The organism is Aromatoleum sp., assembly GCF_032027225.1.
Taxonomy (GTDB): Bacteria; Pseudomonadota; Gammaproteobacteria; order Burkholderiales; family Rhodocyclaceae; genus Aromatoleum.
Genome location: NZ_JAVSMM010000016.1, coordinates 90,076 through 110,042, shown reverse-complemented (window position 1 = coordinate 110,042; position 19,967 = coordinate 90,076). Strand labels below are relative to the sequence as shown.

Annotated in this window: 15 protein-coding genes; 8 read left to right on the top strand and 7 right to left on the bottom strand. The window is 66.3% G+C overall.

Annotated features, from left to right (window positions below; all coding sequences use genetic code 11):
* Positions 1 to 34 precede the first annotated feature (34 nt).
* The 6 genes from ROZ37_RS16570 to nadC all read left to right on the top strand — a co-directional run bounded on the left by ROZ37_RS16570 (position 35) and on the right by nadC (position 7,899).
* Entirely contained in the window at positions 35 to 1,300 is a 1,266-nt protein-coding gene (locus tag ROZ37_RS16570) for a YeaH/YhbH family protein (protein ID WP_312660978.1), read from the top strand.
* Entirely contained in the window at positions 1,297 to 2,835 is a 1,539-nt protein-coding gene (locus ROZ37_RS16565; RefSeq protein WP_312660975.1) for a SpoVR family protein, read from the top strand. Before ROZ37_RS16570 ends, ROZ37_RS16565 begins: the two co-directional genes overlap by 4 nt.
* A 122-nt stretch (positions 2,836 to 2,957) precedes the next feature.
* Positions 2,958 to 4,463 (top strand): NAD(P)H-hydrate dehydratase, encoded by a 1,506-nt coding sequence (locus tag ROZ37_RS16560; RefSeq protein WP_312660974.1) that lies wholly within the window; start codon positions 2,958 to 2,960, stop codon positions 4,461 to 4,463.
* 75 nt (positions 4,464 to 4,538) lie between these two features.
* Entirely contained in the window at positions 4,539 to 5,789 is a 1,251-nt protein-coding gene (locus ROZ37_RS16555; protein ID WP_312660973.1) for a DUF3391 domain-containing protein, read from the top strand.
* 242 nt (positions 5,790 to 6,031) lie between these two features.
* Positions 6,032 to 6,916 (top strand): DMT family transporter, encoded by an 885-nt coding sequence (locus ROZ37_RS16550; RefSeq protein ID WP_312660972.1) that lies wholly within the window; start codon positions 6,032 to 6,034, stop codon positions 6,914 to 6,916.
* Between the two features lie 134 nt (positions 6,917 to 7,050).
* Positions 7,051 to 7,899 (top strand): carboxylating nicotinate-nucleotide diphosphorylase, encoded by an 849-nt coding sequence (nadC, locus tag ROZ37_RS16545; protein WP_312660971.1) that lies wholly within the window; start codon positions 7,051 to 7,053, stop codon positions 7,897 to 7,899.
* Between the two features lie 275 nt (positions 7,900 to 8,174).
* Here nadC and ROZ37_RS16540 read toward each other — a convergent pair whose 3' ends face one another.
* The 6 genes from ROZ37_RS16540 to ROZ37_RS16515 all read right to left on the bottom strand — a co-directional run bounded on the left by ROZ37_RS16540 (position 8,175) and on the right by ROZ37_RS16515 (position 16,451).
* Positions 8,175 to 9,131 carry a cation diffusion facilitator family transporter gene (locus tag ROZ37_RS16540; RefSeq protein WP_312660970.1) on the bottom strand — a complete coding sequence of 319 codons (957 nt, stop codon included), beginning with the start codon at positions 9,129 to 9,131 and terminating at the stop codon, positions 8,175 to 8,177.
* 134 nt (positions 9,132 to 9,265) lie between these two features.
* Positions 9,266 to 10,717: a threonine synthase gene (gene thrC, locus ROZ37_RS16535; RefSeq protein ID WP_312660969.1), complete on the bottom strand. Its 1,452-nt coding sequence runs from the start codon at positions 10,715 to 10,717 to the stop codon at positions 9,266 to 9,268.
* Between the two features lie 137 nt (positions 10,718 to 10,854).
* Positions 10,855 to 12,372: a methyl-accepting chemotaxis protein gene (locus ROZ37_RS16530; protein ID WP_312660968.1), complete on the bottom strand. Its 1,518-nt coding sequence runs from the start codon at positions 12,370 to 12,372 to the stop codon at positions 10,855 to 10,857.
* 80 nt (positions 12,373 to 12,452) lie between these two features.
* Entirely contained in the window at positions 12,453 to 13,706 is a 1,254-nt protein-coding gene (locus ROZ37_RS16525; RefSeq protein ID WP_312660967.1) for an alpha-hydroxy acid oxidase, read from the bottom strand.
* A 49-nt stretch (positions 13,707 to 13,755) separates the two neighbouring features.
* Positions 13,756 to 15,066 carry a homoserine dehydrogenase gene (locus ROZ37_RS16520; protein WP_312660965.1) on the bottom strand — a complete coding sequence of 437 codons (1,311 nt, stop codon included), beginning with the start codon at positions 15,064 to 15,066 and terminating at the stop codon, positions 13,756 to 13,758.
* A 77-nt stretch (positions 15,067 to 15,143) separates the two neighbouring features.
* Positions 15,144 to 16,451: a pyridoxal phosphate-dependent aminotransferase gene (locus ROZ37_RS16515; RefSeq protein WP_312660964.1), complete on the bottom strand. Its 1,308-nt coding sequence runs from the start codon at positions 16,449 to 16,451 to the stop codon at positions 15,144 to 15,146.
* A gap of 162 nt (positions 16,452 to 16,613) precedes the next feature.
* Between ROZ37_RS16515 and ROZ37_RS16510 the strand changes: the two genes are divergently transcribed.
* Both ROZ37_RS16510 and ROZ37_RS16505 read left to right on the top strand, forming a co-directional pair.
* Entirely contained in the window at positions 16,614 to 16,988 is a 375-nt protein-coding gene (locus tag ROZ37_RS16510; protein WP_312660962.1) for an Mth938-like domain-containing protein, read from the top strand.
* Positions 16,989 to 17,067: 79 nt separating this feature from the next.
* A complete protein-coding gene (locus ROZ37_RS16505) occupies positions 17,068 to 17,535 on the top strand; it encodes a peroxiredoxin (RefSeq protein ID WP_312660961.1) in 468 nt (155 codons plus the stop codon).
* A 52-nt stretch (positions 17,536 to 17,587) separates the two neighbouring features.
* On the opposite strand, the gene ROZ37_RS16500 is transcribed toward ROZ37_RS16505, so the two are convergent.
* The gene (locus ROZ37_RS16500; RefSeq protein ID WP_312660960.1) at positions 17,588 to 19,876 is read right to left on the bottom strand and encodes a diguanylate cyclase domain-containing protein; all 2,289 of its coding nucleotides are present in this window, start codon (positions 19,874 to 19,876) and stop codon (positions 17,588 to 17,590) included.
* Positions 19,877 to 19,967 lie beyond the last annotated feature (91 nt).

The following is a 19,967-nucleotide window of genomic DNA, read 5'->3' as shown; positions in this document are numbered from 1 at the left end:
CGGGCGGCGTCCCGCATCGACTTCGGAGGGCCTCATGACCCGCATCATCGATCGCAGGTTCGACAGCAAGAAAAAAAGCGCCGTCAATCGCCAGCGCTTCATGCGCCGATTCAAGCAGCAGATCCGGCGGGCCGTCACCGACGCTATTCAGAACCGCTCGATTCGCGATCTCGATAACGGCGAGCAGATCTCAATCCCGTCGAAGGACCTGAGCGAACCGCAGTTCCAGCACGGGCGCGGCGGCATCTGGGACCAGGTGTTCTCCGGCAACGACCAGTTTTCCACCGGCGACCTGATCAACCGGCCGCCCCCGGGCGGCGGCGGCAAGGGCGGCGGCAAGGCAAGCAACGAAGGCGAAGGCGAGGACGATTTCGTCTTCCAGCTCTCGCGCGAAGAGTTCCTCGACATCTTCTTCGACGACCTCGCGCTGCCGAACCTGATCCGCACGCAGCTCGCGCGGGTCACCGACTTCAAGACGCAGCGCGCCGGTTTCAAGTCGGATGGCACGCCCGCGAACATCAACATCATCCGCTCGATGCGCGGCGCGCTGGGGCGCCGCCTCGCGCTCGGTTCGCCTTCGGCGTCGCGCCTGCGCGCGCTGCAACAGGAACTCGAAGAGCTCGTCGCCTCGGGCGACGGGGACAGCGAACGCGCCGACGAATTGCGCGACGAAATCGCGCGCTTGCGCGCGAAGATCGAAGCGATCCCGTTCATCGACAGTTTCGATCTGCGCTACAACAACCGCATCAAGGTGCCGAAGCCGACGACGCAGGCGGTGATGTTCTGCGTGATGGACGTATCGGGGTCGATGGACGAGGAGAAGAAGGCGACCGCGAAGCGCTTCTTCATGCTGCTGTACCTCTTCCTCAACCGCACGTACGAGCACATCGACGTCGTCTTCATCCGCCATCACACGGTCGCGAAGGAAGTCGACGAGGAGGAATTCTTCCACTCGCGCGAATCGGGCGGCACCGTCGTGTCGAGCGCGCTGAAGCTGATGCACGAGGTCATCGCCGAACGCTACGGTCACGGCAGCTGGAACATCTACGGCGCGCAGGCTTCCGACGGCGACAACTGGGACAACGACTCGCCGATCTGCCGCGAGATCCTCGGCGCGCAGATCCTTCCGTGGTGCCAGTATTTCGCCTACATCGAGATCACACCCGGCGAGCCGCAGAACCTGTGGCGCGAATACGAAAAGCTGTTCTCCGGGCACAAGAACTTCGCCATGCAGAGAATCGAGGCGCCGGCCGACATCTATCCGGTTTTCCGCGAACTGTTCAAGAAGACTCTCGTATGAAACGTGCGACCGTAAAGAAGACCGTCCACTTGCCCGCGACGTCGGAATGGAGCTTCGAGGCGATCGACGAGTACCACGAGCAGATCGCCCGCGTCGCCAAGGAGTTCGGCCTCGACGTCTATCCCCCGCAGATCGAGCTGATCACCGCCGAACAGATGATGGACGCATACGCGTCGGTCGGCATGCCGGTCAATTACCACCACTGGTCGTTCGGCAAGCATTTCCTGTCGACCGAGAAGAGCTACCGGCGCGGCCAGATGGGGCTCGCGTACGAGATCGTCATCAACTCGAACCCCTGCATCGCCTACCTGATGGAGGAGAACACGCTGACGATGCAGGCGCTGGTGATCGCGCACGCGGCGTACGGCCACAACAGCTTCTTCAAGGGCAACTACCTCTTCCAGACCTGGACGAACGCCGACGCAATCATCGACTACCTGATCTTCGCGCGGCACTACATCGCCGAATGCGAGGAGCGCTACGGCGAGGAGGAAGTGGAGCTGCTGCTCGACTCGTGCCACGCGCTGATGAACCTCGGCGTCGACCGTTACAAGCGGCCGCCGAAGCTGTCGCTCGCAAAGGAAAAGCTGCGCCAGGCCGAGCGCACCGAGTACCTGCAGAGCCAGGTCAACCAGCTGTGGCGCACGTTGCCGGTTCACGACACGAAACCCGACAAGGTGCAGGTGCAGCGCTTCCCGCCCGAGCCGGAAGAGAACCTCCTCTACTTCGTCGAGAAGCACGCACCGCTGCTCGAGCCGTGGCAGCGTGAGATCGTCCGCATCGTGCGCAAGATCGCGCAGTACTTCTTCCCGCAGCGGCAGACCCAGGTGATGAACGAGGGCTGGGCGTGCTTCTGGCACTACACGCTGCTCAACCGGCTGTACGACGAAGGGCTGCTCGCCGACAGCTTCATGCTCGAGTTCCTGCAATCACATACCAACGTCGTCTATCAGCCCGCCTACAACGAGCGCTGGTACAACGGCATCAACCCCTACGCGCTCGGCTTCGCGATGTGGCAGGACATCCGGCGCATCTGCGAATCGCCGACCGAAGAGGATTACGCATGGTTCCCCGACATCGCCGGCAGCGATTGGCGCGAGACGATGGAATTCGCGATGCGGAATTTCAAGGACGAGAGCTTCGTCGCACAGTACCTGTCGCCGAAAGTCATGCGCGATTTCCGGCTGTTCGCGATCCTCGACGACGAACACGAACCCAAGCTGAAGGTTTCGGCGATCCACGACGGCTCGGGCTATCGCCGGGTGCGCGAAATCCTGTCCGACCAGTACAACCTCGGCAGCCGCGAACCGAACATCCAGGTGTGGAACGTCGACCTGCGCGGCGACCGCTCGCTGACGCTGCGCCACCAGCAGTACCGCCGCCGGCCGCTCGGCGGAACCGCGGACGAGGTGATGAAGCACATGGCGCGGCTGTGGGGCTTCACGGTTCGCCTCGAGACCCAGCATGAGGACGGCACGGTGGAGCTCGCGCAGGAGACCCGGATCGAGAAGCGTCGCGGGCATCCCGACAACTGAAACTCGGCGGGATTTCGCGCCGACGACCGTCGCGGCGTGCGCGGCTTTTTTGCCTGCGCGATGAAGGACCGGGAGTATGCGGGCGTTAGAATCGCCCCTTCCCCCTGTCATCCGGAGCGCCCATGTTGCAGCCCCCGAGCCCGATCTATCCGGTTGCGGGCATCCGCGCGATCGAAGCGCTGGTCAAACCCGGCGCCCAGCCGACCCTGATGGAGCGCGCCGGGCGCGCTTCGGCCGAAGAAGCGGTCCGACTCACGCAGGACCGCAACGGCCCGATCCTCATCGCATGCGGGCCGGGCAACAACGGCGGCGACGGCTTCGTGATGGCCCGGCGGCTGCTGCAGGCCGGACGCAACGTCACGGTCGCCTTCGCCGACGATCCTGCGGCACTCCCGCCCGACGCCGCGGCCGCCTTCGCCGCGTGGCGCGCGGCTGGGGGAGAAACGGTTTCCGACTTCCCCGCCGCACCCGCGGGCGGCTGGGCGCTCGTCGTCGACGCGATCTTCGGCATCGGCCTGAAGCGCCCGGTCGAGGGGCGATACGCGACCTGGATCTCGACGTTGAACGCGCAGGACACCCCCCGCCTCGCGATCGACGTTCCGAGCGGGCTGGACGCCGACACCGGCTCGGTGCTCGGAACGATCTTCCGCGCGACTGCGACGCTGACCTTCATCGCGCTGAAGCCCGGATTGCTGACCCTCGACGGACCGGATTACGCGGGCGTCGTCAATGTGCACCGGCTCGACATCGAAGCGGCAGCGCGCCTGGCTCCGCACGGCCTCCAGGTTCGCCCGACGATGATCGTCCCGTTCCTCCATCCGCGTCTGCAGAACACGCACAAGGGCAGCTACGGCGATGTCGGAATCATCGGCGGCGCACCCGGGATGACCGGGGCCGCGCTGCTCGCGGGCCGTGCAGCGCTGAAGCTAGGCAGCGGGCGAGTACTCGTCGGACTCGTCGACGACGACGCACCCGCAGTCGATTTCGTCCAGCCGGAGCTCATGCTGAAGCGCCCCGAACAAGTCATCGAGCAGGCGACCGTGCTCGCCCTCGGCCCCGGACTGGGAGCCGGCGCGATTGCGGTCGCGCTCGTCGAGCGGGCCGCCACAAGCGACAAACCGCTGGTGCTCGACGCCGATGCACTCAACCTGCTTGCGGTCGCGCCGCATCTGCGGCCGCTCGTGATGGCGCGCGCGGCGCCGACGCTGATCACGCCCCACCCCGGCGAGGCCGGGCGCCTTCTCGGAAGCGACGCGGCGAGCGTTCAGGCCGACCGCGTCGCCGCCGCGATCGAGCTCGCACGTCGCTTTCATGCCGAGGTCGTACTCAAGGGCAGCGGCAGCGTGCTTGCGACGCCCGACGGAAGGTGGTTCATCAACAACAGCGGCCATCCCGGGATGGCGAGCGGCGGCATGGGGGACGTGCTCACGGGTCTGATCGCGAGCCTGCTCGCCCAGGGCTGGCCGGCGGAGCCGGCGCTGCTCGCGGCCGTGCATCTTCACGGCGCAGCGGCCGATCGCCTCGCGCGCGAGGGCATCGGGCCGGTCGGTCTGACCGCCAACGAGGTCGCGGAAGCAGCGCGCGGCGTCTTCAACGGCTGGATAGTGAAGGCGACACAGCGCCGCTAGGCCCGGCGCCCGCGATATCCAAGCCACATATCGAGCGCTGTTAGAATCCGCTTTCCTCCGGACGCCTGTATCCCGATGCCCCGAATAAATGTTGCCCGCCTGCGCCCCGGAATTTTCATCTCGCTCGTCGAATACGGCTGGATGGGCCATCCCTTCCTGCTGAATCGGTTTTGTCTCACTAGCGACAAGCAGATCCAGGCGATCCGGGCGATGGGGATCACCGAAATCGAATGGGATCCGTCGCGCAGCAGCGCCGAGCCGCTGCCCGCGGCGGTCCCGGGCTCGCCGCGGGCTGCCGAACCGGATTTCGCGTCGTCCGCACTCGCGTCGATGCAGGACGAAAAGCGTGCGCGCATCGAACGGGTGCGGCAGCAGCGCGAAGGCATGGCGCGACGCGAACGACTGTTCGAGCAGAACACGATCGCAGCGGGCGAAGTCTTCCGTTCTCTGCTCGCGCGGCCGCAGGACGCCCACCGCCAGGCGTCCGCGCTCGTCGGCGGCCTGGTCGAAAATCTGCTGGCCGCCGACGACATGGTGGTCCATCTCGTCGGCCAGAAGAGCCGCGAAGGCGGGCTGGCGTTCCACGCGCTGAACGTCACCGCGTTGTCGCTGATGCTCGGGAAGAGCCTGCGCCTGTCCGAAGAAGAAATGCGTCATCTCGGCCTCGGCGCACTGCTCCACGACGTCGGCAAGCAGGACATTCCGTCGCGCGTGCTTCGCAGCAGCAAGCGGACGGGGCCGGAGGAGGACTTCTATCGCGCGCACGTCGGCTACGGCATCAAGGCGGTCAGCGGTTTCCGCGACCTGCCGGTGCCGGTGAAGAACATCATCGCGTGTCACCACGAATTCACCGACGGCACCGGCTTCCCGAACCGCCTCGCGGGCGAACGCATCCCGCGCCTCGCGCGCATCGCCGCGATCGCGAATCGCTACGACAACCTGTGCAACCCGTTCGATCTGCGCGAGGCCAGGGCGCCGGCCGAGGCGCTGCGGCAGATGTTCCGTAGCGAGGCCGCGCGCTACGACGCGCAGATGCTGCAGCTGTTCATCAAGACGCTCGGCGTCTATCCCCCGGGGACCTTCGTCGCGCTGTCCAACGGTGGCGTCGGCATGGTCGTCGAAACGAACCCTGCTGCCCTGCTCCACCCGCTCGTGATGCTGCACGACCCCGACATCCCGCGTTCGGAAGCCTTGCTGATCGACCTGCGCGACGCCGATCTCACGGTCGAATCGGCGTTGAGCCCGGCGAAGCTCCCGCTCGAGCTCGTCGAATACCTCGCCCCGCGCGGCCGCCTCGACTACTTCGTCGAGAGCAGCAAGACCTGAATCGCCACGCGCTCGCTACGCTGGCCGGGACGCCTGCGACTTTCGCATCGCACTCCCGGGGCTACGGACACTATGCGCCCGCGCCGCGGATCCGCTCCGAGGCCAACGCAGCTTTCGTGATCTTCCGCCTTTTCTCGGCGCTTCGATCGCTCGCGCCGCCGGTAACGCAGGTGCGACAGCCGCTAGAATCGCGCTCGGTCCCGCGGACCGGCCAACGACAATAACCATCGATTCCCCGACTCATGAGCGACTCCCATCCCCACGCGCTGCGCAGCGTCATGCTGCTGCTCGCCGCCCTGCTCCTGTTCGTGCTGCTCGACGCAACGGCGAAGCGCCTCGCGGCCAGCTACCCGGTACCGATGCTCGTTTGGGCGCGCTACGCAGTGCACTTCGTGCTGATGGTGGTGTTTCTCGCACCGTCGATGCGCCTCAAGCTCGTCGCGACGAGACGGCCGGGGCGCCAGATCGTCCGCGCGGCCTGCCTGCTTGCGGTCACGTTCCTGAACATCGCCGCGTTGCAGCGGATGCCGCTCGCAGAGACGACCGCGATCGTCTTTGCCGCACCGCTGCTCGTCACGTTGATGGCCGGCCCCGTGCTTGGCGAACGCATCGGCGCGGTACGCTGGGTCGCCGTCCTGACCGGCTTCGCCGGCGTGCTGCTGATCGCGCGGCCGGGTAGCGGCCTCGTCGCCGAAGGCGTCGCGCTCGCGCTCGGCGCGGCGGTCAGCTACGCGGTGTACCAGATCCTCACGCGTCAGCTGTCGCCGACCGAGTCACCGGTGAACATGCTTTTCTACACCGCACTCGTCGGCACCGCGGTGATGACGCTGCTGCTGCCATGGTACTGGGCCGGGCCGATGCCGGATGCGGGCGACGCGCTGCTGATCGCTTCGCTCGGGGTCTATGGCGGCACCGGTCATTTCCTGCTGATCCGCGCCTTCCGCGACGCGCCCGCGTCCTTGCTGTCGCCGATTCTCTACGTGCAGCTGATCTGGGCGACGCTCGTCGGCTGGTTCGGATTCGGCCATTTCCCGGACGGCCTCGCTCTCGTCGGAATTCTGACGATCGGCTGCGCGGGCCTGATGATCGCGATCGAAAGCCGTCGCGCGTACCGATACCGGCCCTAACCCCGGCAGGTCTTCACCGCGCGGGACCCCGCGATACGCCGAGCGCTAGAATGACGAGCCGATGCCGGTCGCGGGCGGGCCGTGCTTCGCCGGAACGGCTAGAATGCATCCCCTCCACATGAGGAACGCGATCCATGAGCCTTTCACAGCAGCTTCGCATCGAGATCCAGCGCAACGTCGCCACGTCGCTCGCCGAGGATGTCGGCACCGGCGACCTCACGGCCCGGTTGATTCCGTTCGAGACCGATGCCCGCGGGCGAGTCATCACTCGCGAAGACGCGGTGCTGTGCGGAACCGCGTGGTTCGACGCCGCGTTCGAGGCCCTCAGCCCGGCGGCCGCCGTTGTCTGGCATGTACGCGACGGCGACCGGATCGAGGCCGGCCAGGTGTTGTGCGACGTCGTCGCCGGCGCGCGCGTCCTGCTGACCGCCGAACGCACCGCGCTGAATTTCCTGCAGCTGCTGTCCGGCACCGCGACGGTGACGAGGCGCTTCGTCGATGCGGTCGCCGGCACCGGCGCGAAGATCGTCGATACGCGCAAGACGCTGCCGGGGCTGCGTCTCGCGCAGAAGTACGCGGTCGCGGTCGGCGGCGGCACGAATCACCGCATCGGTCTCTACGACGGCATCCTGATCAAGGAAAACCACATCATCGCGGCCGGCAGCGTCGCGCGGGTACTCGAGCAAGCGCAGGAAATCGCGCCGTCGAACGTCTTCATCGAGATCGAGGTCGAGACGCTCGAGCAACTTCACGAAGCGCTCGATGCGGGCGCGAAGATGATCCTGCTCGACAACATGTCCCCCGAGACGATGCGCGAAGCGGTGAAGATCGCCGCGGGACGGGCAGAACTCGAAGCATCGGGCGGCGTGAATCTCGAAAAGGTGCGCGCGATCGCCGAAACCGGCGTCGATCGGATTTCGATCGGCAGCCTGACGAAGGACGTCCGCGCGATCGACCTGTCGTTGCGCCACATCGAGGAATAGCACTCGCCGCAATCACGGCAACCCGGTCACCGCGACCCGGTTGCCTGCGCTGCGCCGTCCCGGCACAAGCGCACTATCCAGACCGCCGCCACTCCCCCGATTCAGACGAAGTGCGAGCCGTGCCGTCACGCCGCTCGCGGCACCGCGGATCGTCCGGGGATTCCGGCGCTTTACCCGCCTCGAACTCCGTCGGCATCTCGCGCTTTCCGCGCCCGTGACATGCGACGGTCTGGCCGCGCTGACCGCCGGGGCGAATGCTGCCGGCCTCTCGCGCCCTACTCGCCGCGCGCTGCGTCGGCGTTCCCGCTCATTTCCGCAGCAGCGGCGTGCGGCTCGCTGTCAGGGGTCATCGCGCCCGATTTGCCGCCCTTCGCAAGCGGTTCGACATGGGTGCTAAGCGCGGTGTCCGTATGCTTCTTCACCGCGAGTTCGACCGCATCCGCGAGGTCGTGCGCCCGGGCGACGCTCCAATCTCCGGGAACGCGGACATCGACGTGTGCGAATCGCATCGCCCCGGCAGCACGCGTGCGCAGGTTCGCGAAGCGGCAGCCCTGGAATTCGAACGACTGCAACACCTTTTCGATTTCCTGGATGTCGCTGCGCTCGAGGGCGCGGTCCATCAGACCGTCGACCGAGCGGTGCATCAGATGCGAGCCCTCGCGCAGGATGTTCAGCGCGACCGCGATCGCTACCAGCGGATCCAGCCAGTTCCAGCCGCTGACGCTGGCGAGGCCGACGCCGACGACGACGCCCGCGGTGGTCCAGACATCGGTCATCAGGTGGCGCGCGTCCGCTTCGAGCGCGAGCGAGCGATGCGCGCGGCCGACGCGGAACAGGACTTTCGCGACGAGGAAGTTCAGCAGGCTGGCACCGACCGAGAGCGCGGTGCCGATGCCGAGTTCACCGAGCGGCTGCGGGTGGATCAGCCGCTCGACCGCCGCGGCGATGATCGCGAGCGCGGCGATGAAGATCATCACCCCTTCGAACGCCGCGGAAAAATACTCGGCCTTGCCGTGTCCGTACGGGTGTTCCCGGTCGGCTGGCATGCTCGCGTACGACACCATCAACAGCGCGAACGTCGCGCCGGCGAGGTTCACGATGGATTCGAGCGCGTCCGAGAGGTAGCCGACCGAACCGGTCAGCCACCACGCGCCCGACTTCATGCCGATCGTCGCCAGTGCGGCGAAGATCGACAGCGACAATGCCTGACGCGGGGTGATCGAGGAGGTCATCGCTTGACGAGTATGAGTTGGCCGGCCGCTGCGGCGGCCGGCCAGTGGCGAGAACGAAGCGCCCGGGACGCGCGCCGCGGAAAGCGGGCGGGCGCGAGGCGAGGAGCTTCGACCCTCCGGCCGACGGTGCTGACTCAGCCGGCCGCGTCGATCCGCTCGACGACGAAGCGCTTCACCGCATCGACATCGGGCGCCATCACTTCGACGCGCTGCGGCAACTGCTCGATGCCTTCGAGCTCGGCGGGGCGTTCCGGCTCGCGGCCGAGCGCCTCGCGGATCGTCTCGGCGAACTTCACCGGCAGCGCGGTCTCAAGCACCAGCAGCGGCACACCGGGGGGCACCTCGGCTTCGCAGTCGCGCGCCACCTTCACGCCATCAGCGGTGTGCGTGTCGATCATCACGCCGTACTCGTCGAACACCCTGCGGATCGTCGCCAGCCGATCGGCGTGTGAGCTGCGCCCGGAGGCGAACGCGAAGTCGCCGATGCGCGCGAAGGCCTCGGAACCGGACAGATCGAACGTGCCGCCGGCGTCGACGGATTTCCACAGTTCGGCAACCTTCGCCGCGTCGCGCCCGACGAGGTCGAAGACGAAACGCTCGAAGTTCGACGCCTTCGAGATGTCCATCGACGGACTCGACGTGACGTGCGTCTCGGCCGCCTTGCGAGGCCGGTACACGCCGCTGCGGAAGAACTCGTCGAGCACGTCGTTCTCGTTCGTCGCGAGGATCAGCTTCGCGACCGGCAGGCCCATCTGGCGCGCGATGTGGCCGGCGCAGATGTTGCCGAAGTTGCCCGAGGGGACGCAGAAAGCGATTTCCTGGTCGTTCGACGTCGTCGCCGCGAAATAGCCCTTGAAGTAATAGACGATCTGCGCCGCGACACGCGCCCAGTTGATCGAATTCACGGCGCCGATCTTGTACTTTGCCTTGAACGCGGCGTCGTTCGACACCGCCTTCACGATGTCCTGCGCGTCGTCGAACATGCCGGTGACGGCGATGTTGTAGATGTTGTCGTCCTGCAGCGAGTACATCTGCGCGCGCTGGAAGGCGCTCATCTTGCCGTGCGGCGACAGCATGAACACCCGCACGCCGTGCTTGCCGCGCATCGCGTACTCGGCCGCCGAACCGGTGTCGCCGGAGGTCGCGCCGAGGATGTTGATCTGCTGGCCCCGCTTGTCGAGCACGTACTCGAACAGGTTGCCGAGCAGCTGCATCGCCATGTCCTTGAAGGCGAGCGTCGGGCCGTTCGACAGTTCGAGCAGCCCGAAGCGGCCGGGCTCGAGCCAATGCACCGGCGTGATCTCGGCCGCGTCGTCGCCCGGGCGCGCAAAGCGATAGACGTCAGCGGTGTAAGTCTTGTCGCAGATCGCCTTCAGGTCCGCCGCGGGAACGTCGGTGATGAACTTCGACAGGACCGCGAACGCGAGCTCGGCGTACGACAACGGACGCCACGCGTCGAGCTCTGCACGCGTAATCCGCGGGTAGCTTTCGGGAAGGTAAAGACCGCCGTCCGGCGCAAGGCCGCCGAGCAGGATGTCGCAGAACTCGGGTCGGGCGGCGTGGCCGCGGGTCGAGAGATACTTCACGGTGGATCCTTCAGATCAGCAGGGTTCGGACTGCGTGCGATCGGTCAGACAGCCACCGGGTTTTTGCCCGGCCCGGCCCGCACGCGAGCCCGGCATTATCCGTCAGTGGCCGCAGAGCGTCCACGCACGAAGGCGCTTCAGTCCTGCAGCAGCGACGGCGAGAAGCCGAAACGGTAGACGCCCCATTGCCGCCCGCTGATGAAGATCGGCAGCGACAGGTCGCAGAGCACCTCCCCGGTATCACGGACATAGGTCTGCAGCAGCGCCGGGCCCTTGTTCGCGAGCGCGCGGCGGCAGGTCGCATCATCGTAGATGCGCTTGTGGCGGCTGTACCGCAGGTCGTGCTCTAGGTCACCGTTCGGCTCGACCGAAAAGCGCCGGTTGTGCACGGGCATGTAGCAGTTGATATCGAAAGCGCCGCAGAACGCGACGTCGGGAATCTTTTCGAGCACCCGCTCGTAGATGTCCTGCAGGTCCTTGCTGACCGCGGTGTCGTAGCTCGTGTGGAATTTCGGCGGCTGCGTCCCGGAGATCGGGCGGTAGCGGGTGTCGAAGAGGTCGAGCACGCGCGCCTTGCCCTCCAGATATGCGACGACTTCGGCACGGCTTTCCTCGGCGACGCGCGCGAGCCGGTCGTACGCCGACTCGCCGATGCGGAAACGCGACGACAGCGCGTGCAGCCCTTCGGTGTGCTCGCGCAGTTCGTTCGAGAACTGCTCCGATTCGCGCATCTGCTCGGTCACCTGCCCCGACAGCGCGTTGATCTCGCGGACCAGCCCATGCACGGTCTCGTCGGAGTCGCGAATTTCATGAATCGAGCGCGTGATGTCCTTCATCTGCTCGCCGATCCGCTGCAACTCGCCGACCATCGCCGCGAAATTCTCCGACGATTTTTGCACGACCCGATGCGCGAGGTCCGAATCCTCGGCGATGCCGCGCGTCTCCGCTTCGGTCGCGCCGACCAGTCCGAGCATCTGGTCGGAGTTCTCGGTGATCGTGCCGGTCGCGATCTTGACCTTCTCGGCGAGCTTGCGGACCTCGTCCGCGACGACCGCGAAACCCCGCCCCGCTTCACCGGCACGCGCCGCCTCGATCGCGGCGTTCAGTGCGAGCAGGTTGGTCTGGTCGGAGATGTGGTTGATCAGGAGCCCGATGTCACGGATCTTCGCCGAGTGATCGTTGAGTTCGGCGACGATGCGTTCGAACGAGCGCACTTTTTCGCTGATTCCGCGTATGCGCCCGGCGACGTCGAGCAGTTCGCGGTAATTCGCCTGCACCGCTTCGAGATTCGCCGCCGTCGCGGCTTCGATTTCGTCCGCGCGCGCGCTCACCCGCGTCACCGCCCCCCGACTCGTCTCGCTCGCGGCAAAGATCGACGCGGCGAGTTCGCGTTGGCGTGTCGCGCTGACCGCGCTCTGCCGAATCCGCAGATTCAGCTTCGCCGCTTCGACCGCGATGCTCGTTCCCTTGCTGCGCAGCTCGGTGATGGTTTGCCGGACGTGGGCGACGAAGCCGCCGCGCGCACCAGTCGCCTCCTCGCCGATATCCGGGCGTTCTCCGCCGAGCTCGGCGACGGTCGATTGCGCACCGTCGCGGCGTCTACGCAGAAATGGCAACAACGATGCAGCGCTCCCGCTGCGCGATTGCGAACTCATGAAGTCTCCTCGATCTTGTATTTATCCAGCGATGCGCCGATCGGCGCTGCCGCTAGCTTCGATGTAAGGAGGTGAAACAGTCAAGACCGCTCGTCGGCGAGTGTTTCGGTCACCGCGTCTCGCTGCGCGGGGGCCCGTGCCGCCCGTCTGGAAGGGTCGTCTAGCACCGGCGAGGCACCGCTGGGCAGCGGCGGCAAAATCGGAAAGCGGGCGTCACTCAGCGCGCCGCGGTCGAGCTCTGCGGCGCTCGCGACGCCGCAGAGCGTCAGCACGCGAGCGAACTCGGTCGCGAGGAGATCGATGACCGACCTCGCGCCCGCCTCGCCGCCGCTCGCGAGGCCGTAAAGCGTCGCCCGGCCTATCAGCACCGCGCGCGCGCCGAGCGCGAGCGCTTTCGCGATGTCCGAGCCGCGGCGGATGCCGCTGTCGAGCAGCACCGGGATGCGGTCCGCGATCGCATCGACTATCGTCGGCAGTGCGCCGATCGACGAGGGGGCGGCGTCGAGTTGCCGGCCGCCGTGATTCGACACGATGACTCCATCGACCCCGTGCGTGAGCGCGAGCCGCGCGTCGTCCGGGTGCAGCAGCCCCTTCACGAGCAGCGGCCCGTCCCACAGCCGGCGCAGCCACGCGAGGCTCTCCCAGGTGAGGTTCCGATCCATGTCGCGCGTCAGCGCGGCGGCGCCGACGGCTGCCGGCACCGGGCCCTCCTGCTCGACGAGGTTGACGAAGCCCGGTCCGCCGACCGCGATCTGCCGCGCGAGCCACAACGGATGGCGGCACAAGTCGAAAAGCATCGCCGGTCCGGGACGGAACGGCAGGCGAAAGCGGTTGCGCACATCACGCTCGCGCATGCCGCTGACCGGCACGTCGACCGTCAGCACGAGCGCCCGGTAACCCGCGTTCTTCGCGCGTCGCACCATCTGCTCGGCGACGCTGCGCTCGGTCAGCACGTAAAGCTGGAACCAGTTGACGCCGTCGGGCTGTCGCACCGCTTCGAGGCGCATGTTCGACGCGGTCGACAGCACGAAAGGAATGCCGCTCGCCGCCGCCGCGCGCGCGAGCATCGCGTCGCCCTGCGGATGGACGAAGCCGTTGAAGCCGGTCGGCGCGATGCCGAACGGCTGCCGCCAGGTATCGCCGAAGAGCTCGATCGACGGGTCGATCCGCGTCAGGTCGCGGAGCATCCTGGGCACGATCGATACGCGCTCGAAGTCGCTGCGATTGCGCCGCGCGCAGGATTCGTCTTCGGCCGCGCCGTCGATGTAATCGAAGACGAAGCGCGGCAGCCGGGCCTTGGCCGAGCGCCGGTAGTCGGAGATGTTCAGTTTCATTCGAGATCCATCCGACGAGCCGCCCGGGCCGCCGCCTGCTGCGGCCGGCTTACTGCAGCGCTTCCATCCGCAGACGCGTGACCCGCCCCTTCAGCACCGGCAGCGCTTCGATTTTCGCGATCGCGACATTGGCGTTCTTCTCGACCGTCTCGTGCGTCAGCATGATGATGTCGGTCTGCGATTCGCCCTCGGCCGCTTCCTTCTGGATCAGCGCCTCGATCGAGATGCCGTTGTCCGCGAGGATGCGCGTGATGTCCGCGAGCACGCCCGGCTTGTCCTCGACGCGCATGCGCAGGTAGTAGGACGTGACGACCTCGTCCATCGGCAGCACTTTGAGGTCGTGCACGCTGTCCGGCTGGAACGCAAGATGCGGCACGCGGTGCTCCGGGTCCGCCGTATGCAAGCGGGTCACGTCCACGAGGTCGGCGATCACCGCACTCGCGGTCGGCTCGGCGCCGGCGCCCTTGCCGTAGTAGAGCGTCGAGCCGACCGCGTCGCCATTCACGACGACGGCGTTCATCGCGCCTTCGACGTTCGCGATCAGGCGCTTGGCCGGGATCAGCGTCGGGTGCACGCGCAACTCGACGCCGTCCGGACGCATCCGCGAGATGCCGAGCAGTTTGATGCGGTAGCCGAGCTGCTCCGCGTACTTGATGTCGATGCTGTCGAGCTTCGTGATGCCCTCGACGTGCGCGGCGTCGAACTGCATCGGCACGCCGAACGCGATCGCGCTCATGATCGTCGCCTTGTGCGCGGCGTCGACGCCCTCGATATCGAAGGTCGGGTCGGCTTCGGCATAGCCGAGCGCCTGCGCTTCCTTCAGCACGTCCGCGAACGGCAGGCCCTTGTCGCGCATCTCCGACAGGATGAAGTTCGTCGTGCCGTTGATGATGCCGGCGAGCCACTGGATGCGGTTCGCGGACAGGCCCTCGCGCAGCGCCTTGATGATGGGAATCCCGCCCGCGACCGCCGCTTCGAACGCGACCATCACGCCTTTCTTCTGCGCTGCGGCGAAGATCTCGTTGCCGTGCACCGCCAGCAGCGCCTTGTTCGCGGTGACGACGTGCTTGCCGTTCTCGATCGCCTTCAGCACGAGCTCCTTCGCCACGCCGTAGCCGCCGATCAGCTCGACGACGATGTCGATCTCGGGGTCGGCGACCACCGAGAACGCGTCATCCGTCAGTCGCGCGTCGTCGCCCGCGACCTTGCGTGCGAGTTCGAGGTTCTTGTCGGCCACTGCGGTGATGCGGATAGGGCGACCGGCGCGGCGCGTGATCTCTTCCTCGTTGCGCTTCAAAACGGTGAAGGTACCGCCGCCGACGGTACCGATGCCCAGCAGGCCAACATTGATCGGTTTCATAAGAGCTCTTTCGGTTGATGAAGTGACAGATGCGGAACGCGGGGAGCGGCCGCGTTCCGGCGGCGGCAGGCCGCCTTTCAGGTTCCGCAACGCTTGCGGTAGTTCTCGAGGAAGCGTGCGATCCGCCCGATCGCGTCGCGCAAGTCGTCCTCGTGCGGCAGGAAGACGAGCCGGAAATGGTCGGTCTGCGGCCAGTTGAAGCCCGTCCCCTGCACCAGCAGCACGCGTTCCTCTTCGAGCAGCTCGGCAATGAACGCCTGGTCGTCCTGGATCGGGTAGAGCTTCGGGTCGAGCCGCGGGAACATGTACAGCGTGGCTTTCGGCTTCACGCAGGTCACGCCCGGGATCGCGGTAATCAACTGGTGCGCGAGGTCCCGCTGGCGCCGCATCCGCCCGCCTTCTCCGACGAGATCGTCGATGCTCTGGTAGCCGCCGAGCGCGGTCTGAATCGCGTACTGGCCGGGCACGTTCGCGCACAGCCGCATCGACGCGAGCATGTTGAGCCCCTCGATGTAGTCCTGCGCGTGCCGCTTGTCGCCGCACACGACCATCCAGCCGGCGCGGTAACCGCAGGAGCGATAGTTCTTCGACAGGCCGTTGAAGACGATCGTCAGCACGTCCTCCGAGAACGACGCCATCGAAGTATGCGTCGCGCCGTCGTACAGCACCTTGTCGTAGACCTCGTCCGCATAGAGGATCAGCCCGTGCTCGCGGGCGATGTCGACGATGCCCTTGAGGATGTGATCGGGATACAGCGCGCCGGTCGGGTTGTTCGGGTTGATGACGACGATCGCGCGCGTGTTCGGCGTGATCCGCGCGCGCATGTCGTCGAGGTCCGGGAGCCAGCCGTTGGCTTCGTTGCAGATGTAATGCACCGGCGTGCCGCCCGAGAGGCTCACCGCGGCGGTCCACAGCGGATAGTCCGGCGCCGGCACGAGCACTTCGTCGCCGATGTTCAGCAGCGCGTTCATCGCCATCACGATCAGCTCGGAAACGCCGTTGCCGATGTAGATGTCCTCGAGCGTGACGCCCTTGATGTGCTTCTGCTGCGTGTAGTGCATCACCGCCTTGCGCGCGGCGAAGATGCCTTTCGAATCCGAGTAACCCGCCGAATTCGGCAGGTTGCGGATCATGTCGAGCTGGATTTCCTCGGGCGCGTCGAAGCCGAACGCGGCGAGGTTGCCGATGTTCAGCTTGATGATCTTGTGCCCTTCGTCCTCCATCTGCTTCGCCTTGACGAGCACCGGGCCGCGGATGTCGTAGCAGACGTTGGCGAGCTTCGCGGACTTGCGCACGAGCTTCGCCCCCGCCCCCGCCGCCTCCGGCCCGGGCTCGGGGGTTTCGGCTATCGGGGGGGCAACGCGCAGTTTCGGCTCGACGCTCATCGCAGTCCGTCCTTTGTTTCGCATGTTCTGAATAATCCCGCGCCGGGCCCGGCGACGGAGGCTCGTGGCTGCCGGAAACGCTTCTTTTGGGCCGGCAAACCAAAAGAAGGTATCTTATCCAAGCCTGTACCCCCCGGCAATTTTGCGCGACCGAACGAGTCCATGAAGCTTAATCTCGAACAGAATCCCAACCTCAACCTGATCACCGGCTACGGCGCCGATCACGTGCTGATCAACAAGGTGCGCCATGACGGCAATCTGATCCTGACCAGCGACCGGGTCATCCCGTGGACGTCCGCCGGCGTCGAGCAGCTCGGCGCCGACGATTTCGCGCTGCTGCGCGACCTGAAACCCGAAGTCGTCGTCGTCGGCACCGGCACGCGCCAGCGCTTTCCCTCGCCGCAGGTCCTGCGTCCGCTGATCGAAGCCAACATCGGCTACGAGATCATGGATCTCGCCGCCGCCTGCCGCACGTTCAACATTCTCGCGACCGAGGGGCGCGCGGTCGTCGCCGCGCTCGTTTTCGACGCGTCCTGACGCGGCCTGATCCCGCCGACACGGCTCTCGACCGACCTTCGGCGGCCTCACGCGGCCGCCTTTTCTTGCCGGAGACTCCATGAACGCGAATGCTCACCCCACCGCGTCCGACTTCAGCCTTCCCGCAACCGGCGGCGACTCCGTCTCGCTCTCCGCGCTGCGCGGCGGCAAGGTCGTACTGTATTTCTACCCCAAGGACAACACGCCCGGCTGCACGAACGAGACGGCCGACTTCCGCGATCATCACGCAGCCTTCCGCAGCGCCGGATGCGAAGTGTTCGGCATCTCGCGCGACAGCCTGAAGTCGCACGAAAACTTCAAGGCCAAGCTCGGCTTGCCGTTCGAGCTGATTTCCGACGCCGAGGAAGCCGCGTGCAACGCCTTCGGCGTCATCAAGATGAAGAACATGTACGGCAAGCAGGTGCGCGGAATCGAGCGATCGACGTTCGTCATCGATGTCGACGGCCGGATCGCGAGGGAATGGCGGGGTGTCAAGGTTCCCGGTCACGTGGAGCAGGTCCTGGAATTCGTCCGCTCGCTGGGCTGAGGCGACGCGCACGCACGGCGTTACCGCATTCGCGCCGCGCCGGTGCGTCGGTTCAGATCCTCGACGCTTCTTTGTCCGCGTCGCGGTAAAACCGGAACGTCGCCCGCCCGGCGGCCTTGGCCGCATACATCGCGATGTCGGCGCACTCGATCAGCGAGGCGAGATCCTCTCCGTGCTCCGGATAGAGGCTGATCCCGATGCTCGGTGACAGTTCGAGCCGCAGCCCCGTCCCGTTCTCCTGGATCTCGTAAGGCTCGCTCAGCCGGGCCAAAACGTGGGTCGCCACGCGCGTCGCCTCGTCGACGCGACGAACGTGGGACAGTACCGCGACGAACTCGTCGCCGCCCAGCCGGCCGACGACATCCTCGCCTCTGACGCAATGCTGCAACCGGCTCGCGACCTCCTTCAGCACCGCGTCGCCGACGTGGTGGCCGTAGGTATCGTTGATCGGCTTGAAGCGATCGAGATCGATGAACATCACGGCGCTGCACGCTCGCGCGCGCCTGCTCGCGGCGAGCAGGTGATCCGCGAATTCGTGCGTGAGAGTCCGATTGGGGAGATTCGTCAGCGGGTCGTGCAAGGCGCTGCGCCGCATGATCTCTTCCGCGTGTTTGCGCTCGGTGATGTCGATGACCGAGCCGATGTATCCGCGGAAGGTTCCGTCGTCGGCGAAGCGCGGACGGCCCGCATCGAGAACCCAGCGATACTCGCCGTCCGCACAGCACACGCGGTGCTCGTGCTCGAACGGGTTGCGCTCCCCGCTCGCCGCCAGGAAACCGGCTGCTACCTTGTCCCGATCGTCGGGATGGACGGCATCGAGCCAGCCGAAATCGAGGCCCGCGCCATCGGCTTGGCCGGTATAGGTGTACCAGCCGCGGCTCATGAAGCTGCACCGTCCATCGGGTTCCGTGACCCACAGCATCGCGGGCGCGGTGTCGGCCATGTTTCGGAAGCGCGCTTCGCTCTCGCGCAGGGCGTCCTCCATTACCTTGCGCTCGGTGATGTCCAGCGCAATGCCCCCCATCCGCACCGGTTGGCCGTCGGGCCCGAACTTCGCACGCCCTTTCGCGTGCACCCACCGCGCGGACGCCTGCGGCTCGATCGGACGAATCTCGATGTCGTAATCGCTCTCCCCGGCCAGAGTTCCTTGAATCGCAGCTGCCGCTCGCGCGCGATCATCGGGATGCAGGGCGGCGAGGAAGCGCTCCTGGGTCACCGGCTCGCTCGCCGGCAGACCGAACATCGCCTTGCAGCGCTCGGACCATTCGACGCGATCCGCGGCCACGTCCCAGTCCCAGTATCCGATCTCTCCCGCGTCGGTCACGTAACGCAGCTGCGCCTCGCTACGCGCAAGTGCCGCTTCCGTCGCGACGCGCTGGCTGACGTCGCGCACGATCACCGTTGCGAGCAGGTCCCCGGGGAGTTCCACCTTCGAAAACGCGGCTTCGATCGGAAACTCTTCGCCATCCGAGCGCACGCCCCGCAACTGCTGCAATTCCCCCACCTTCCGCGACGTCGCGCCTCCTGTGAAGAACCCGCCGACATCCTCGGCGTGCGCTGCCCGGAAGCGCTCGGGGATCAGGCAATCGACGGTACGACCGATGACGTCGACGGCCCGGCAACGGAACATCGCCTCCGCCGCGCCATTGAAGAACACGATGCGCTTAGCCGCGTCGATGCTGATGATCGCGTCCATCGCGGACTCGACGACGCTCGCGAACCGCTGGCGGCTTTCGCGCAACTTGGCCTCCACCTGCCGGCGCTCGGCGACTTCGCGCTGCAGGGCTTCGGTGCGCTCCTGCACCCGCTTTTCCAGCGAGGCGTACAGCAGCACGTTCTCGAGCGCAACGGCAGTGCTGTTCGCCAGCGCCCCCAGCTTTCGGATTTCCTCGTCGGTCGGCCGGTGAGCGTCCGCCCAATAAGTACCGATCGCACCCAGCGGGTCTGACGGGCGAATCGGTACCATCAACATGCTTTTCACGAAAGTCTTGCGGAAGGCTTCGGCATTGACGCGGGGATCGAGCGCGACGTCCTCGATCATGACCGACTCGCCATGTTTCATTACCCGTCCGCTGATGCACGCATCCATCGGGAACCGCTGCCCTTTCCACAGCGGCACGATCGCGTCCTCATCAGCGTAATAGCAGAGCTCGCCCTCCCGCAGCACGAAGGTCGCGCCGTCGGCACCGCTGAAACGCCGCGCGGCGCTGCGGACGATGGCCATCACGCGCTTCAGGTCTCGCGCCATCGAGAGCTGCTGAATCGCCTCGACGAGGTTCTCGAGCTCCGATCGCGCTGCCGTCGAAGCACCGATGCCGTTCACGATGGGGTTATCGTTCATGCTGTCTTCCTGACGCCCGATCTCGTCGATCACGATTCGACCGGAAAAAATGCGCGGAATTGCGTCACACGCCGTCACGGTCGAAGAAGGT